This window comes from Desulfohalobium retbaense DSM 5692, from assembly GCF_000024325.1.
Lineage (GTDB): Bacteria > Desulfobacterota > Desulfovibrionia > Desulfovibrionales > Desulfohalobiaceae > Desulfohalobium > Desulfohalobium retbaense.
Window position 1 is genome coordinate 1,632,510 of record NC_013223.1, and the last position, 14,993, is coordinate 1,647,502.

Sequence of the window (14,993 nt, forward strand, 5' to 3'; positions counted from 1 at the left end):
CCAGCCGCTTGACGGCCCGGTGAAAGCGTCTGTGAAGTCCAGAAGGAACCGCCTCTTTGGGCTATAACGTATTGGACGACCCGAGAACCGTTTCGATCTTGTGCTGGACCATGTCCTGTACCGCCTGGCGCGCTGGTTTGAGGTATTTCCGGGGATCGAATTCCGCCGGATTTTCGGCCAGGAACTTGCGAATATTGGCTGTCATGGCCAAACGGATGTCGGTGTCGATATTGATCTTGCACACGCCGGACTTGGCGGCCTGACGCAAAAGATCTTCCGGAACTCCCTTGGCCCCGGCGATCTGACCGCCATAGGAATTGGCCATATCCACCAATTCCGGCAGGACCGTGGAAGCGCCGTGCAGGACCAGAGGAAATTCGGGCAACTTGGTGGTGATGGTTTCCAGGCGTTCAAGATCCAGCCGGGGCTGGCCGCTGAACTTATAGGCTCCGTGACTCGTGCCGATGGCGATGGCCAGGGAGTCGCAGCCGGTGCGTTCAACAAATTCAACAGCCTCATCCGGATTGGTATAGACATTTTCTTCAGCCTGGACGTCGTCCTCGACGCCAGCCAATTGGCCGAGTTCGGCTTCGACCCAGACACCACGGGGATGGGCGTATTCGACCACTTCCTTGGTCAGGGCAATATTCTCCTCAAACGGCAGGTGCGAGCCATCGATCATGACCGAGGTAAATCCGCCATCGATAACTTTCTTGCAGATATCAAAATCCTGACCGTGGTCCAGATGCAGACAGATCGGCAAATCGCTTTCTTCCAAAGCCGCCTCGACGAGCTTCAGAATATAGGTCTGCCCGGCGTAGCGACGGGCGCCAGCCGAGACCTGGAGAATAAGGGGCGAGCGTTCCGTTTCGGCCGCGCTGATAATGCCCTGGATAATCTCCATGTTATTGACGTTAAAAGCGCCAATGGCGTAGCCACCGGCATAGGCTTTGGCGAACATCTCTTTGGGTGATACAAGTGGCATACAACCTCCTCCTTGCTTTCCGAGTCCACATTTCCGGTCGGACGACTCCGGCCAGATGACCTCTCCACTCCTCTCCAACACGGAAAAACCGCGAAAGGCAAGCCTGCGTGACCAAACCGTGACGCAGCGCACTTCCGCCGTACCCGATTCCCCAATGTCCCCCACGAGCGACATGTTGCGGCGCGCAAGCCGCGGGCTGAAGCACAGGTCCGTGATCACGCTCCCAGGCTGCGGGGCGAGGACCTCTGAGCATGTCGGAGAAATGCCTTTTTGGGGCAGAGGACCGGCAATGCTGTTCGTGTTGAATCAGACTGAACGATCGCCGCTTTCCCACGCCCCCGCCAGGGCCCGGGTCTGCTCCAACAACGCGGCGTCGGTAAAATCAAAACACAACGGGGTCAAGGTCACGCACCCCTCACTGAGCAGGGCACGGTCCGTTCCCGGTTGGACACGTTCGGGCGGGATTTGTCCGGTCAACCAGAAATACTCGCTGTCACGCGGGTCGTGGCGCCGGATGTACTCGTCCTGATAGACGGCCTGGGTCTGGGGGCAAACCCGGAGCCCCAGGCTCTGGTCCAGGGGGCAGGCGGGAAAATTGAGGTTGAGAACGCGCCGTCGCGGCAATCGTTCCCATTGGGTACCGTCAATAAACGAGGCGGTCCACCGGGCCTGGTCCCGGAGATCCTCGGGATGGAAATGGTCCACCGAGACCGCAAGAGCCGGCAGTCCGGCCAGAGCACCCTCTGTCGCTGCGGATACGGTCCCCGAGTAGAGGATGTCCACCCCCACATTTGCTCCGGCATTGATCCCGGATACGATCACCTCGGGCGGGGTCTCGAGCAAGGTACTCAAAGCGATCTTGACCGCATCCACGGGGGTCCCGCTGATTCCATATCCGGCAAAACCATCCTCGCGAACGCTCTTGACCCGCAGCGGCATGCTCAGGGTCACGGCGTGCCCTACAGCCGATTGCTGGGTCAAGGGCGCGACGACGGTCACCGAGTGCCCGGCCGATCGCAGCGCCCGGTACAGGGCCCGCAGGCCATAGGCCTGAATACCGTCGTCGTTGGTTAAGAGAATGTCCATTGTGTCGGTCCGTCGGGGATATCCTTACGGGCCTGATTATAGCCCGCAGTAAAGGCTTTGAGATTGAGTTCCAGGATTTTGGCCGGGAGGTTGGCTTCCAGGCTCCGTTTCATGGCCGCGGGGCGAGCAAACGGCAACACATGGGTCAATGCGCCCAGGGCGACAATATTCGTGGCCTGGACCAACCCGATTTTCTCCCGGGCGATCTCGGTACACGGCAACCCCCAGAATTGATTCGAGGGGGTCTGGGTGACCAGGGTGGTGTCCACAAACAGCCGACCGGTGGGCTTCAACCGCTGAAAATACCGGTTGCACGCTTCCTGGCTCAAGGCGACCAGGAAATCGAGTTGTTCCGGTTTGGGATAATTGATGGGCTGCGAATTGACCACCAGATCGGCGCGGGACGCCCCGCCCCGGGCCTCCGGGCCGTAACTCTGCGTCTGAGTCACGTAGTAGCCGTGTTCGATGGCCAAGCCGTGACCCAATATGCGCCCCAGGGTCAAAACCCCCTGCCCGCCAGTGCCGGAAAGCCGGATTTCGAATCGGTTGAGCTGCATCGGCGATTTCACTGCTGCCCTCCCTGCAATTGCTGGCGCATCTGCTCGTAATGTTCTTCCAGGCCGCGGTTATCACGCTGCTCAAAGATTCCGATCGGCACCCGGTTGGGTCGCTCCTCTTCAGACAGATTGGAATATCCGTCCAGTGAAATGGAGCGCTTTTTCAAATCCCGGTACATGTCCACAGCGGTTTTGAATTCGTTTTTGCGGCCATACTGGGTGTGACACGGAGTCAGGACCTCCACCACATTGAACCCGGGCCTGTCGAGAGCCGTGGTAATGAGTTTGTCCAGCATCTTGGCGTGCATGACCGTGCCGCGGGCCACGAAATTGGCGCCTGCACCCCGCAGCAGATCGACCGTATCGAACGGGGCTTCGAGCTGACCGTGCGGCGCAGTGGTGGTCCGGCAGCCGTCCGGGCTTGTCGGGGAACTCTGCCCCCCGGTCATGCCGTAGATGTTGTTGTTCAGGATAAGAGCGGTGATCCCCACATTCCTGCGGGCGGCGTGGATGAGATGATTGCCCCCGATAGACAGGGCGTCTCCATCGCCCATGACGACAATCACCTTGAGTTTGGGATTGGCCGTCTTGATGCCGGTGGCAAATGTCAATGCCCTGCCGTGGGTGGTGTGCAGGGTGTTGAAATCGACATAAACCGCCATACGCCCCGAACACCCGATCCCCGCAACCAGCACCACATCGTCCTTGGACAGGGACAAGGCGTGCACAGAACGGATCAAAGACCCAAGGACAATGCCGTGTCCGCAACCCGGACAAAAGACATGGGGGAATTTTTTCGAATGGCGCAGATAATGGTGGATCAATTGCGTGACTTCAGACATGTCGGCTCTCGCTTGTTCCCTTCAGACTGCAGTTTCTAGATCCGTGAACCGATTACCAAGTGGTGCCCACAGCCCCAAAAACCGCGAGCGCCTGTTGAACACATACGTCGTCTCTGCAATGCGCCCCGCTGGCCGCAACGAGTGCGCCGGTTTGGGCGCTGGGCATCAATTCAGAAACCAATCCTTCCCGCAGGCCGTGTTGTGCCGTATTTCCTCGCGACCATCATGCCTTGATAACAGTTTTGAGCAGTTCTCCAGGCGTAACGATTTGCCCGTCAACGCGGTTGAGCGTCAGGATTTGCGCCCGGCCGTTGTTGACCCGTTTCACCTCTCGGGAGATTTGGCCCATATTCATTTCCGGAACCACCAGCGCCCGGCATTGCCGGGTGAGCCGCTCCACAGCCGAGCGGGCAAAGGGGAATAAGGTGTTGAGTTCGAGCAAGCCGACTTTATACCCTTTTTCCCGGGCCTGTTGCACAGCCAGATGGGCCGAGCGCGCCACGCATCCATAGGTGATCACCGCAACCTCGGCGTCCTCGCACTGCTCTTCATGCACCACCTGGATATCATAAAAGAATTGATCAATCTTGCGGTGCAGACGTTTGACCAGGTCGTCGACTTCGTCCGTTTTCGAGGTCGGGTAGCCGTTTTCATCATGGGTCAGCCCCGTGACATGGAAGCGGTACCCGCTGCCCAGCGGCGGCATCGGCGGCACTCCGCGCATGGAATCCTCGTAGGGGACATACCATTCTGGGGGCATGGAGGGCGTGATGCGCGACAGGACCTCGCATTCTGACGACGAGGGGACCCGGACCTTTTCCCGGGTGTGCGCAGTGACTTCATCGAGCAAAAGCACCACCGGGGTGCGATATTTCTCGGCAAAATTGAAGGCCCGTACAGTCATGTCCAGACATTGCTGCACATTGCTGGCCGAGAGGACGATAATCGGGTGGTCGCCGTGAGTGCCCCACCGCGCCTGCTGGACATCGCCCTGGGCCGGACTGGTCGGGAGTCCCGTGCTCGGGCCCCCACGCATGACATTGACCAGGACCAGGGGGACCTCGGTCATACAAGCGTATCCCAGATGTTCCTGCATCAGGGAAAAGCCTGGCCCGGAGGTGGCAGTCATGGCCTTGCGACCGGCCAAGGAAGCACCGATGACCGCTCCCAGGCTGGCGATCTCGTCTTCCATCTGCAAAAAAACCCCGTCCTCGGTAGCGGGAAGACGGGTGGACATCAATTCGGCAATCTCGGTCGAGGGGGTGATAGGGTAGCCGGCAAAATAGGAACATCCGGCCAGAAGGGCCCCCTCCACCACGGCCTCGTTGCCGAGGGCAAACAATTCACGAGTGGCTTTTTTCTTCGGGCTCATAGTCGCTCACGATGTCTCGCTTGACAGGCCGTTGCAAGTTGCCAAATGGCGACAAAACGGTCCAAGGTTCACCCTCTCGCAGACGGACAGACCTGTTGCGGCCTCGACCTTGCGCCGCCGGCCCGTGTTTTTTTGAACAGGCTGCGAGAGACAGTCTTTTTAACAATCCGGTGCGGCAGACGTCTGCCCCTCATGTGCCTGGGGCGCCGTTTCCTGCTCCGCGCCCTCCTTCGGGGTAACCACGATGGCAAAATCCGGGCAGTGCAGCTCGCAAAACCCGCAGTTGATACACTCTTCCGGATGGACCACTTCGGCCTTGCCCTGTTCGTTGAGCTCAAGCACTTTGCCGGGGCAAAAGGCCACACACAACCCGCATCCTTTACACCAGTCCGGATAGACCCAGACTTTGGTGTTCCCTTTTTTCGGCTTTTTCGGCATACTTCATACCCATTCGCGATCGGTTTCCCAGTGCAAAAGTGGCTTAAATCTTTACCCCATCAACATGAGATTGGCAACACATATGCAGTCAAAGAACCTGTTTGTTTCCGATCTGCAACAGGGCTCGGCCATTGAAGATCTGTTCCTTATTGCCGAAGCCCGAAGCGCGGAAACACGCAACGGCCAGCCCTATTGGGATCTCGTCCTCCAGGACGCAACCGGGAAGGTGTCGGCCAAGATATGGGCGCCGTTGAGCCAACAGGCCAACGGCCTGGCTCCAGGGCAATTTCTTCATGTCCAGGCCAAAGTCGAACTCTTTCGCGAAAAATTCCAGCTCAATATCACTCGGTTTGAGGAAATCGATCCTGAAGGGGAGACATTGGACTGGTCGGCATTTGTGCCCCGGACAGCAGAAGCGCCGGAAACCATTTTAGAGGATCTGGAACAACTCTGCAGAGACGAATTGCAGCACAAACCGTGGCGCGCCCTCTGCCGCTCCGTGCTCCGGGATCCTGAAATCCGGCAACGACTCCTGCAGGCCCCCGCGGCCAAATCGGTCCACCACGCCTATCGCGGTGGCCTTCTGGAACACACCCGACAAGTCTGTCGCGTCTGTCTGCAATTCGCCGCGCTCTATCCGGATCTGGACAAGGAATTGCTCTTTGTCGCGGCCTTGTTCCATGATTTCGGCAAGGCCTGGGAACTTGAGGGGCTGGCGACATGGGATTACAGTGATGCTGGCCAACTCCTGGGGCATATCCATCTTGGGCTCGAACGTCTCGAGCCGTTTCTGCGCCGCCAAAAAGGCCTGGATCCGGAATTGGCCCTGCACCTCAAGCACGCCATCCTCAGCCACCACGGGGAGTTGGAGTTCGGGTCGCCGAAACGACCGAAAACCCCGGAAGCCTTTGCCCTGCACTTTGCAGACAACCTCGATTCCAAATTGACAACAGCGTCCGCCGCGCTCAATGACCTGGGCGAACATGATGGGGGGTGGACACCGAAAGTCTGGGCGCTCCAGCGGCAACTGTTCAAACGGACACCGACACCGGCTCCGATGGCGACACAACACCGCCCCAGGGAGGATCAATGTTCATTACCTTTGAAGGAATAGAAGGCTGCGGCAAATCCACGCAATCGACCCTTCTCGCCCAATGGCTCAAGAACCATGGTTGGGAGGTGCAGACCACCCGGGAACCCGGGGGCAGTCGCCTTGGCCAGAATCTGCGCTCCATTTTGTTGAGTATGGAAAGCAGGGACCTGACCGGCGAAAGCGAACTCTTTCTCTATCTTGCCGACCGCGCCCAGCATGTGCACCAGACGATCAAGCCCGCCCTGGACAAAGGCGCTGTGGTTCTCTCGGACCGTTTTGCGGACTCCACAGTGGTCTATCAGGGCTACGGCCGGGGACTGGACCCCAATCTCCTGCACACCCTCAACGACGTCGCGGTCCAGGGAGTCTGGCCGGATCTGACCCTGCTTTTCGACCTGCCGGTGGAGTTGGGGCTGAAACGGGCCATGGCCCGCAATTTTCAGGACAACAAGACCGAACAGGAAGGGCGTTTCGAAGCTGAAAGTCTGGCCTTCCATTCCCGGGTCCGTGAAGGGTACCTGACCTGGGCGGCCCTGAACAAAAACCGCTTCCAGGTCGTTGACGCCGAGCCGGATCCAGAGACCATTTTCAACGAGGTCCAGCGGATACTGCGCCACCGGTTTCCAAAATGGTTTCCCGAGTAAATCCCCGAATTCAGAAATGCTGGGGAAAAATACGGTTTCTGGAATGGGACCAGGGCGCTTAAGAGCGCTCTCAAGCGCCCCACCTGCCCGCTCTTGTCAAGGGCCGGGAAAACACCTATTCTTTAACCCTGCGTTCTCTGCGGCCCTGTTTGTTTCGAACCCGATGTCCAAGGAGGCGGACATGGCAGATATCACGCTGTACGCCCTGAGCACCTGCGTACATTGCAAACACACCAAAGAATTTTTGGACGAATGCAATGTGAACTACGACTGCATCTATGTCGATCGGCTCAGCGGCGACGAGCGCAACGATACCATCCGGGAAATCAAAAAGCTCAATCCCAACCTTTCGTTCCCGACCCTGGTCATTGGAGACACGATCATCGTTGGATACAAAAAGGAAGACATCGAGCAGGCCCTGGAGAATCACTCATGAACGTTGAAGAGTTATACACCAAGCTGCGTGCCTTGCAGGAACCCAAAGGGTATTACTTCAACAACGACACAGACATGGTCATGGATCTTTTGCAGAGCCTGCTGATCAACAAGGAGCGCTACGGCTACATGGCCTGTCCTTGCCGTCTGGCTTCCGGCAACAAGGAATTGGACAAGGATATCCTGTGTCCCTGTGTCTACCGGGAACCGGATGTGGCGGACTATGGCAGTTGTTACTGCGGGTTGTACGTGTCCAAAGAATGGAATGATGGACGGATCCCCCATGATTTTGTCCCCGAACGCAGACCCCCGGAAAAAGTCCTTCAGGCCCTGCAACATGCCAGCAGCGACGAGTAACCCTCGTTCGTTCTCACGCCAGGTTGTGGGCCCTGTCGCGAGAATCCCCTTCTTCACAGCCCGTGGATTGGACCGCGGTCCCGAGATTGGGACGCCGGTCTGGGAGAGCGTATGCGTGAAAAAATAGAAGCTGCTCTGGATAAGGTCCGCCCCGTCCTCCAGGCCGATGGGGGCGACATCGAACTTGTTGAAATTACTGACAACAACATCGTCCGAGTCCGTTTGCAAGGCGCTTGCAAAGGATGCCCTATGTCCCAGATGACCCTTAAAAACGGCGTCGAGCGCGTTCTTTTAAAGGAAGTCCCGGAAATAAAAGGGGTGGAATCCGTTTAGCGACGCCGCTGAGCTGACTGTTAAAAAAAAATCGTATACTGCAGGTCGTTCAAAGATCCCAAGGGACGGCGAAAAACGCTCAAGATCGCTGCGGACGTATTCGTCCGTACGGGGTTGAACGAATTGTAGCTTTGCTCCCATTGGGAGAGTTCCAACGGCCTGTAAGGCCGGTTCGGGCAGTATCGGCCCGGGCATGACAGCCGCATTTTCGCCAAAAGGCGGGCCCCAGCCCGCCTTTTCTTTTGAGGCTTGCGAAGCTCCCTGCGGCCCCAAAAAGGCCGAACCCACAGTCCGGACGGGCTTCGCTTGACCGGGGAGGCCACCACCAGAATCCCCTTGTGCGACAAAGACGAGAGAAGCGACAACCATCCGAGGAGAACCCAGCTCTATGGAACCGATCATCACCCGTTTCCCCCCAAGCCCCACCGGGCATCTGCATATCGGGGGGGCCCGTACCGCTCTTTTTAATTGGCTTCTGGCCCGGCATTTCGGCGGCCGTTTTGTCCTGCGTATTGAAGATACCGATGCCGCACGCTCGACAGACGAAATGACTGAGGGGATCCTCGAAGGTATGCGTTGGCTCGGTCTGGACTGGGACGAGGGGCCGTACTACCAGAGCCAGCGCACCGCCCTGTACCAGGAACACATCGAGCGCCTCCTCGCCGAGGACAAGGCGTATTATTGTCAATGTACCCCGGATGAAGTCGAGGCCATGCGCGAACAGGCGCGCGCCAGAGGCGACAAGCCCAAATACGACGGGCGGTGCCGCGAAAAAAATCTCGGTCCCGGCCCGGACAGGGTCGTGCGTTTCAAAGCGCCTCTGGGCGGCAGCACTTCGTATATGGATGCGGTCCGGGGCGCCAACGCCGTAGACAACTCTGAACTGGACGACTTCATCATCCGACGCGCCGACGGCAGTCCCACGTACCAGCTCGCCGTGGTGGTCGATGACGCCAGCATGGGTATCACCCATATTCTTCGCGGCGACGACCACATGAGCAACACCCCCAAACAGGTCCTGCTCTACGAAGCCTTGGGCTATCCCCTGCCGGTCTTCGGCCACGTTCCGATGATCCTCGGGCCGGACAAGAAGAAGTTGAGCAAACGCCACGGGGCCGCTTCGGTCCTGGAATACAGGGACCAGGGATATCTGCCGGAAGCCGTAGTCAATTATCTGGCGCGCTTGGGCTGGTCGCACGGGGACCAGGAAATTTTCGAGGTCGAGGAATTGATCCAGCTCTTCACCCCGGACAATCTCGGCAAGTCGGCCTGCGTCTTCGATACCGAGAAGCTGGAATGGGTCAACGCCCAACACATCAAACACCGCCGCCCGGCCGAGCTGGTCCAGGCGCTGAATACGGCGCTGGCCGAGGACAATCTGCCCCAGGGGGCGGCCGAATACCTGGAACAGATCATTCCCCTTCTGCAGCCGCGAGCCAAAACCATGCGCGAAATGGCGGACATGGCCGCCGTTTTTGTCATCGATGACGATGCTCTCCCCCGGGATCCGGGCCTGGTCGAAAAATTCATCACCGACGAAGCCAAGGCCCATCTCCACGCATTGGCTTCCCGTTTCGAGGCCCTTCAGGACTTCTCCCAGAGCGGTTTGGAGTCGGTAGTCCGGGAGTATCTCGAAGAAACGGATCTGAAATTCAAGGCCCTGGCCCAGCCGATTCGGGTCGCACTGACCGGGCGGAAGGCCAGTCCAGGCCTGTTTGAAATGATGGAGGTGCTGGGCAAAGATCGAGTTTTGCGCCGTTTTCAGGCAGTGGCAGCGTAACCCGCAAAACCATGTTTGCTCGGCCTCGGGGAGCCGGTTTCACTCCTTTCCTGCGACTGTTGCGCAGAGCAAAAAAATCCCCGGCCATTGAACAATGGCCGGGGAACATTACACGCCCCGTTGCCGGGCGGCGAACCGACGCGGCGCCGCTTAGATGCGGGGCTTGGTCACCGCACCGCTGCGCAAGCAGCGCGTGCAGGCGGTCACTTTCTTGACCTGCCCTGAGGACAATTGGGTCCGCACACGCTGCAAGTTGGGCATGAACCGACGCTTGGTCTTGTTGTTCGCGTGGCTGACATTATTGCCGACCTGGGGCTTTTTGCCGCAAAAATAACATTCCTTGCTCATCGACGTCCTCCTTCATGTCCACGCCCCGTTTCGATTCCAGGGGCCTGGTCTGCTCTATTGGAATACCTGATGACGCACGCTACCGCCCGGGGTCAGGGGCGTCCGGACGGCAAAGCGCCATTGCTCCGTCTGGTCAAAGGTGGTAGCTGTACTCGTTTTTTTCCGGCTTGGCAAGGGGAGCATCTTGACAAGTCTTCCTGTTCCTGACTACATATCGCTGTTCGCGAGGCAATTATGTCAACAACACATTGGGTGACAATAACCAATCTCCCGGCCGATGGCCGGGAATTTACTTTTACCGAGCAGTCGATCTGGTCGGAGCCACTCCAGGAATTCGGGTTGCCTTGGCGCATCGTCGAACCGTTGCGCGCGTCGGTTTTCCTGTTGCCCCAAAAGGACGGCTGCTACATCCGGGGCTCCCTCAAGGGCGAACTGGAGATGGCCTGCCACCGGTGTGCCGAACCTGCCCGGGTGCCTGTTCATCGCGATTTCGAACTCTTCGAGCAATTGCCCGACGAAGAGGCCGACGATCTGGAGGCCTTGACGCCAGGATTCCTGCGCGAGAACGACGAAATCCTTGAACTCGACGTGGCCGGCATCCTCTGGGAAGAACTCCAACTCGCTGTGCCGGACAAGGTCCTGTGCGCAGCGGAGTGCCTTGGTCTGTGCCCGCATTGCGGCGCGAATCTGAACACCAATTCCTGTGATTGCGCCTCAGAAGAGGGCGACCCCCGGATGGCTGTCTTTCGCAAGCTCAAAGTCCATTAGTTCAGGCAGGGGGACCCCTGTCTGCTTTTCTCTTGTCAAACACGAACCACACTATCGAGGTGACCTATGGCCCTGCCGAAAAAGAAAACCTCTCGTTCCAAAAAAGGTATGCGCCGCTCCCACCATCGGGTCCCGAAACCCACTGTCATCTATTGCGAATGCGGCGAGCCCGCGCTGCCGCACCGCGTCTGCAGCAGCTGCGGCACCTACCGGGGCAAGCAGTACACAAGGACTGCCGGGGATGAACAAGCCTAGCCGGCCCTGCATAGCCGTCGACGCCATGGGGGGCGACTTCGGCCCCCAGGTGGTCGTTCCCGGCGCTTTGAATGCCGCGAAAGCCAATGCGCTGTCCTTGGTCTTTGTGGGACGGGAGGAAGAGATCCGTCCCCACCTGGACCAAGCCGACACCACTGGCGTGGAGGTGGATGTTGTCGACGCACGGGAAGTGGTTGCCATGTCGGACAAGCCCTCCCAATTGCGCCGCAAGCAGGACACGTCCATCCAGAAAGCGTTTTTGCAGGTCAAAAAAGGGCGGGCCGACGGGGTTGTCAGCGCTGGCAACTCAGGGGCCAGTCTTGCTTGCGGGATGTTTACCCTGGGCCGGATCAAAGGCATTGAACGCCCAGCGCTGGCGTCCATCCTGCCGACAGAGAAAAACCCGCTGGTACTGATCGACGTTGGCGCCAACGTGGACTGCAAAGCGCGGCACCTCTTTCAATTCGGGCTCATGGCCGATGTCCTGGCCAAGGATGTCCTGCAGATTGAAAGCCCCCGGGTGGGGATTTTGAGCATTGGCGAGGAGGAAGGAAAAGGCAACGCCCTGGTGCGCGATGCCTACACCATGCTCAGCCGGTCTTCCCTGAATTTTGTCGGCAATATTGAAGGCCGGGACATTTTCGGTGGAGACATCGATGTGGCCGTGTGCGACGGCTTTGTGGGCAATGTGGCCCTGAAAATCAGCGAAGGGCTGGCCCACTCGTTGTCGCGCATTCTCAAACGGGAATTGACCACGGGCGTCATGGCCAAGTTGGGATGCCTCCTGGCCAGAGACGGCTTCCGCCGATTCGCTAAACGGGTCGACTATGCCGAATACGGCGGTGCCCCGCTACTTGGGCTCAACGGGATCGCCCTTGTTTGCCACGGGGCGTCGAACGCCAAGTCCATTTCCAGCGCCGTAGCCATGGCTGGCACGTTTGTCGACAACAATGCCAATGAACACCTAGTCCAGGGATTGACCAGAAACAAGGAACTTTCCCTCTATGGGCGAGGCAATGGTGAGGCTTCTGAAGCCGCTGCGTCCCAGGAGTTGCCCAAGGCCTCCTCTTCGTAGTTTCGAGTTTTTGTGTCCGCCTCTGGCGGCCGCCACACACCCTGCTCCGCCTCTGCCCAACCCAGCATATGGCTGTACAGGATGAGGTCGCGTCCGGCCGCAACCGGGCGCAGCACTCCAAGCACCGCCGCAACTCACCGCTTTGACGGCGCGAGGTTCTTTGCCATTTATGTCCGCTCACACTCCGAAAATTCTCGGCTTCGGTCATTACGCTCCTTCCAGAACGCTCACCAATGCCGACCTCGAAAAGATGGTCGACACCTCGGACGACTGGATCACCACCCGAACCGGGATTAAAGAACGCCACGTCGCCGCCCCGGACGAAGCCTGCTCCGATCTGGCCCTTCCCGCCGCCCGGCAGGCCTTGGAACAGGCTGGCCTGACTCCCGATTCCCTGACCCATATTTTTGTCGCCACGTTTACTCCGGACGCCTACGTGCCCAGCGCCGCCTGCGTTTTGCAGCACAAGCTCGGAGCCTCGCAGGCCATGGCCATGGATTTGGCCGCGGCCTGTTCGGGATTTCTCTATTCCCTGGAAACAGCCCGGGCCTTCCTGGCCATCCACCCGGAAGCCAAGATCCTGGTCGTGGGCAGTGAAGTCATCACCTCCCGGACCAATTTCACCGATCGCTCGACCTGCGTCCTGTTCGGCGATGCGGCCGGGGCGGCTGTTCTCGGCAACCAGGACAATGCAATAGCCGCATTGGATGATGTCCTTTTGGGTGCAGACGGCAGCCTCGGTGATCTGCTGGTCGTCCGCGGCGGTGGTTCTGGGGCCCCTGTCGCCCTTGGGGAGAGCGTGGACGAATCCTTTTTTGTCCAGATGCAAGGCAGTGAGGTCTTCCGCCACGCCGTGCGCAGCATGGCCTCCATCACCAACCAGGTCCTGGCCCGCGCCGGTCTTTCGGCCAAGGATATCGACCTCTTCATCCCCCACCAAGCCAATATCCGAATTATCGAAGCCCTGGCCAAGAAGCTCGCCTTCCCCATCGACAAGGTCTACGTCAACGTGAACCGCTTCGGAAACTCCTCCGCGGCTTCAGTTCCGCTGGCCTTAAGCGAAGCGTTGCAAGAAGGCTATATCCCTGAAGATGCCACGGTGTTGCTGGCGTCGTTTGGTGGCGGATTCACCTGGGGAGCAGCCTTGCTCAAATTTGGCCGGGGGCATTGATTGCAAACGGCCGTGAGTTGTTTTAGGAGCGGATGGAACGCACGGAACCCGGGATAACACCCCCTTTATCTTCGCACTCCCAAGCGCTTCCGTGCGGCGCTGCGGTACAAAACGCTCCAGCCACCGACGACGATAAACGAAATGGAGAACACCATGGACGCTCCTCGCCCGGCAGCCCTGGTCACCGGTGGGTCCCGGGGCATCGGCAAAGCTGTAGCCACCCGTTTGGCCAAGGACGGTTTCGAGGTCCTTTTGACCTACGTCAGCAAGCCTGACGAGGCGCAAGCGGTCTGCGACGATATCGCCTCTCAGGGAGGCACAGCCCGCGCCTTGTCCTTGAATATAGGTGACACCGAGGCTGTGGCCGCTTTCTTCAGGGACCATATTGCTGGCAAGGTCGACCTGCAGGTGCTGGTCAACAACGCCGGCATTACCAAGGATGGTCTGCTGGTGCGCATGAAACCGGCGGACTGGGAACAGGTCATCCAGGTCAATCTGACCGGCTCTTTTGCGTGTCTGCAGCAGGCCGCGAAAATCATGATGAAGCGCCGCAGCGGGCGGATTATCAATATCGCTTCGGTTGTCGCTCAGACGGGCAACCCCGGCCAAGCCAACTATGTCGCGGCCAAGTCCGGTCTGATCGGACTGACCAAGACCGCAGCTCTGGAACTGGCCCCCCGAGGCGTGACAGTCAACGCCGTAGCCCCGGGATTCATTGCCACGGATATGACCGACGCCCTGTCCGACTCGCTCAAGGAGCAGTACCAGCAAAAGATCCCGCTTCAGCAGTTCGGTCGCCCGGAAGATATCGCCGGCACCGTCTCCTTTCTGGCCTCTGACGAGGCCGGATACATCACGGGCCAGGTCCTTGGCGTCAACGGCGGCATGCACCTCAACTAGTCCGGTCGCCCGGCGCGAACAATGCGTGAGCCGAGATTCTGCCCCAGCGCGCCTGAACTTTGAACACATTTTCCCGCAGGCTGCTCAAAAATCTCCAGTCGGTGCAGAAAAATTCAAGTTTGCCGCAGTCAAATCTGTCCGGATCTATTGAATTCAACGCTGCACTGCCGCCCATTTGGTGATTGCCGGCGGCCTGCTGAACCCTGCCTGCTTTCAGGTGGACAAACACGTCAACACACATTGAGGAGGAACATATGGCTGCTTTTGAAAAACTTCAGGAAATTGTTGCCGAACAACTCGGTGTCTCCAATGATGAGGTCAAACCCGAAGCCTCTTTTGTCGAGGACCTTGGCGCCGATTCCCTGGATCTGACCGAATTGATCATGGCCATGGAAGATGAATTCGGCATTGAAATTGATGACGAGGAAGCCCAGAAGTTGACGACGGTGAAAGCCGCTCTGGATTACATCGAAGCCAACAGCTAATAGAGACGCCAGGCGGGCACCGCTTTATCGGCTGCCCGCCTGTATTTGTTCGAGCTCCACTCGCTTCGG

At 58.7% G+C, this 14,993-nt stretch carries 19 protein-coding genes; 12 read left to right on the top strand and 7 right to left on the bottom strand.

Going from position 1 to position 14,993, the window contains the following annotated elements; translation table 11 throughout:
- Window positions 1-61 precede the first annotated feature (61 nt).
- From fba to DRET_RS07010, 6 genes are all read right to left on the bottom strand, one after another.
- Window positions 62-985 carry a class II fructose-1,6-bisphosphate aldolase gene (gene fba / locus DRET_RS06985; RefSeq protein ID WP_015751832.1) on the bottom strand — a complete coding sequence of 308 codons (924 nt, stop codon included), beginning with the start codon at window positions 983-985 and terminating at the stop codon, window positions 62-64.
- A gap of 306 nt (window positions 986-1,291) precedes the next feature.
- Window positions 1,292-2,071 carry a 5'/3'-nucleotidase SurE gene (surE, locus tag DRET_RS06990; RefSeq protein ID WP_015751833.1) on the bottom strand — a complete coding sequence of 260 codons (780 nt, stop codon included), beginning with the start codon at window positions 2,069-2,071 and terminating at the stop codon, window positions 1,292-1,294.
- The gene (locus tag DRET_RS06995) at window positions 2,056-2,640 is read right to left on the bottom strand and encodes a 2-oxoacid:acceptor oxidoreductase family protein (RefSeq protein WP_015751834.1); all 585 of its coding nucleotides are present in this window, start codon (window positions 2,638-2,640) and stop codon (window positions 2,056-2,058) included. Before DRET_RS06995 ends, surE begins: the two co-directional genes overlap by 16 nt.
- A complete protein-coding gene (locus DRET_RS07000; protein ID WP_015751835.1) occupies window positions 2,637-3,470 on the bottom strand; it encodes a 2-oxoacid:ferredoxin oxidoreductase subunit beta in 834 nt (277 codons plus the stop codon). The genes DRET_RS06995 and DRET_RS07000 overlap by 4 nt, the downstream gene beginning before the upstream one ends.
- Window positions 3,471-3,693: 223 nt before the next feature.
- Window positions 3,694-4,842 carry a 2-oxoacid:acceptor oxidoreductase subunit alpha gene (locus DRET_RS07005; protein WP_015751836.1) on the bottom strand — a complete coding sequence of 383 codons (1,149 nt, stop codon included), beginning with the start codon at window positions 4,840-4,842 and terminating at the stop codon, window positions 3,694-3,696.
- A gap of 159 nt (window positions 4,843-5,001) precedes the next feature.
- Window positions 5,002-5,280, bottom strand: coding sequence for a 4Fe-4S dicluster domain-containing protein (locus DRET_RS07010; RefSeq protein ID WP_015751837.1), 279 nt, complete (start codon window positions 5,278-5,280; stop codon window positions 5,002-5,004).
- 82 nt (window positions 5,281-5,362) lie between these two features.
- Here DRET_RS07010 and DRET_RS07015 point away from each other — a divergent pair, with 82 nt between their 5' ends.
- The 6 genes from DRET_RS07015 (at window position 5,363) to gltX (ending at window position 9,922) form a co-directional block, all read left to right on the top strand.
- Window positions 5,363-6,394 (top strand): 3'-5' exoribonuclease YhaM family protein, encoded by a 1,032-nt coding sequence (locus tag DRET_RS07015; protein ID WP_015751838.1) that lies wholly within the window; start codon window positions 5,363-5,365, stop codon window positions 6,392-6,394.
- Window positions 6,370-7,017 carry a dTMP kinase gene (gene tmk / locus DRET_RS07020; protein WP_015751839.1) on the top strand — a complete coding sequence of 216 codons (648 nt, stop codon included), beginning with the start codon at window positions 6,370-6,372 and terminating at the stop codon, window positions 7,015-7,017. The genes DRET_RS07015 and tmk overlap by 25 nt, the downstream gene beginning before the upstream one ends.
- Window positions 7,018-7,198: 181 nt before the next feature.
- Window positions 7,199-7,453 carry a glutaredoxin family protein gene (locus DRET_RS07025; RefSeq protein ID WP_015751840.1) on the top strand — a complete coding sequence of 85 codons (255 nt, stop codon included), beginning with the start codon at window positions 7,199-7,201 and terminating at the stop codon, window positions 7,451-7,453.
- Window positions 7,450-7,809: a ferredoxin-thioredoxin reductase catalytic domain-containing protein gene (locus tag DRET_RS07030; RefSeq protein WP_015751841.1), complete on the top strand. Its 360-nt coding sequence runs from the start codon at window positions 7,450-7,452 to the stop codon at window positions 7,807-7,809. The genes DRET_RS07025 and DRET_RS07030 overlap by 4 nt, the downstream gene beginning before the upstream one ends.
- 111 nt (window positions 7,810-7,920) lie before the next feature.
- On the top strand, window positions 7,921-8,142 hold the full coding sequence (locus DRET_RS07035) for a NifU family protein (RefSeq protein WP_015751842.1): 222 nt from the start codon (window positions 7,921-7,923) through the stop codon (window positions 8,140-8,142).
- 388 nt (window positions 8,143-8,530) lie between these two features.
- Entirely contained in the window at window positions 8,531-9,922 is a 1,392-nt protein-coding gene (gene gltX, locus DRET_RS07040) for a glutamate--tRNA ligase (protein WP_015751843.1), read from the top strand.
- Between the two features lie 150 nt (window positions 9,923-10,072).
- On the opposite strand, the gene rpmB is transcribed toward gltX, so the two are convergent.
- Window positions 10,073-10,270, bottom strand: a complete 198-nt coding sequence (rpmB, locus tag DRET_RS07045) for a 50S ribosomal protein L28 (protein WP_015751844.1) — start codon at window positions 10,268-10,270, stop codon at window positions 10,073-10,075.
- A 234-nt stretch (window positions 10,271-10,504) separates the two neighbouring features.
- Between rpmB and DRET_RS07050 the strand changes: the two genes are divergently transcribed.
- The 6 genes from DRET_RS07050 (at window position 10,505) to acpP (ending at window position 14,924) form a co-directional block, all read left to right on the top strand.
- Entirely contained in the window at window positions 10,505-11,038 is a 534-nt protein-coding gene (locus tag DRET_RS07050) for a YceD family protein (RefSeq protein WP_015751845.1), read from the top strand.
- 66 nt (window positions 11,039-11,104) lie between these two features.
- Window positions 11,105-11,293 (top strand): 50S ribosomal protein L32, encoded by a 189-nt coding sequence (rpmF, locus tag DRET_RS07055; RefSeq protein ID WP_015751846.1) that lies wholly within the window; start codon window positions 11,105-11,107, stop codon window positions 11,291-11,293.
- Window positions 11,280-12,368, top strand: coding sequence for a phosphate acyltransferase PlsX (plsX, locus tag DRET_RS07060; RefSeq protein WP_015751847.1), 1,089 nt, complete (start codon window positions 11,280-11,282; stop codon window positions 12,366-12,368). Before rpmF ends, plsX begins: the two co-directional genes overlap by 14 nt.
- Before the next feature lie 169 nt (window positions 12,369-12,537).
- Window positions 12,538-13,539 carry a beta-ketoacyl-ACP synthase III gene (locus tag DRET_RS07065; protein WP_015751848.1) on the top strand — a complete coding sequence of 334 codons (1,002 nt, stop codon included), beginning with the start codon at window positions 12,538-12,540 and terminating at the stop codon, window positions 13,537-13,539.
- Window positions 13,540-13,692: 153 nt separating this feature from the next.
- Window positions 13,693-14,439 carry a 3-oxoacyl-[acyl-carrier-protein] reductase gene (fabG, locus tag DRET_RS07070; protein ID WP_015751849.1) on the top strand — a complete coding sequence of 249 codons (747 nt, stop codon included), beginning with the start codon at window positions 13,693-13,695 and terminating at the stop codon, window positions 14,437-14,439.
- Window positions 14,440-14,693: 254 nt separating this feature from the next.
- Complete coding sequence (gene acpP, locus DRET_RS07080; RefSeq protein ID WP_015751850.1) at window positions 14,694-14,924, top strand: acyl carrier protein; 231 nt, start codon at window positions 14,694-14,696, stop codon at window positions 14,922-14,924.
- Window positions 14,925-14,993 lie beyond the last annotated feature (69 nt).

Excerpts from the sequence above, each read along its gene's own strand:
- fba (WP_015751832.1), bottom strand. The coding sequence starts at position 985 with ATGCCACTTGTATCACCCAAAGAGATGTTCGCCAAAGCCTATGCCGGT.
- surE (WP_015751833.1), bottom strand. The coding sequence starts at position 2,071 with ATGGACATTCTCTTAACCAACGACGACGGTATTCAGGCCTATGGCCTG.
- DRET_RS07000 (WP_015751835.1), bottom strand. The coding sequence starts at position 3,470 with ATGTCTGAAGTCACGCAATTGATCCACCATTATCTGCGCCATTCGAAA.
- DRET_RS07005 (WP_015751836.1), bottom strand. The coding sequence starts at position 4,842 with ATGAGCCCGAAGAAAAAAGCCACTCGTGAATTGTTTGCCCTCGGCAAC.
- DRET_RS07010 (WP_015751837.1), bottom strand. The coding sequence starts at position 5,280 with ATGCCGAAAAAGCCGAAAAAAGGGAACACCAAAGTCTGGGTCTATCCG.
- DRET_RS07015 (WP_015751838.1), top strand. The coding sequence starts at position 5,363 with ATGCAGTCAAAGAACCTGTTTGTTTCCGATCTGCAACAGGGCTCGGCC.
- tmk (WP_015751839.1), top strand. The coding sequence starts at position 6,370 with ATGTTCATTACCTTTGAAGGAATAGAAGGCTGCGGCAAATCCACGCAA.
- DRET_RS07025 (WP_015751840.1), top strand. The coding sequence starts at position 7,199 with ATGGCAGATATCACGCTGTACGCCCTGAGCACCTGCGTACATTGCAAA.
- DRET_RS07030 (WP_015751841.1), top strand. The coding sequence starts at position 7,450 with ATGAACGTTGAAGAGTTATACACCAAGCTGCGTGCCTTGCAGGAACCC.
- DRET_RS07035 (WP_015751842.1), top strand. The coding sequence starts at position 7,921 with ATGCGTGAAAAAATAGAAGCTGCTCTGGATAAGGTCCGCCCCGTCCTC.
- gltX (WP_015751843.1), top strand. The coding sequence starts at position 8,531 with ATGGAACCGATCATCACCCGTTTCCCCCCAAGCCCCACCGGGCATCTG.
- rpmB (WP_015751844.1), bottom strand. The coding sequence starts at position 10,270 with ATGAGCAAGGAATGTTATTTTTGCGGCAAAAAGCCCCAGGTCGGCAAT.
- DRET_RS07050 (WP_015751845.1), top strand. The coding sequence starts at position 10,505 with ATGTCAACAACACATTGGGTGACAATAACCAATCTCCCGGCCGATGGC.
- rpmF (WP_015751846.1), top strand. The coding sequence starts at position 11,105 with ATGGCCCTGCCGAAAAAGAAAACCTCTCGTTCCAAAAAAGGTATGCGC.
- plsX (WP_015751847.1), top strand. The coding sequence starts at position 11,280 with ATGAACAAGCCTAGCCGGCCCTGCATAGCCGTCGACGCCATGGGGGGC.
- DRET_RS07065 (WP_015751848.1), top strand. The coding sequence starts at position 12,538 with ATGTCCGCTCACACTCCGAAAATTCTCGGCTTCGGTCATTACGCTCCT.
- fabG (WP_015751849.1), top strand. The coding sequence starts at position 13,693 with ATGGACGCTCCTCGCCCGGCAGCCCTGGTCACCGGTGGGTCCCGGGGC.
- acpP (WP_015751850.1), top strand. The coding sequence starts at position 14,694 with ATGGCTGCTTTTGAAAAACTTCAGGAAATTGTTGCCGAACAACTCGGT.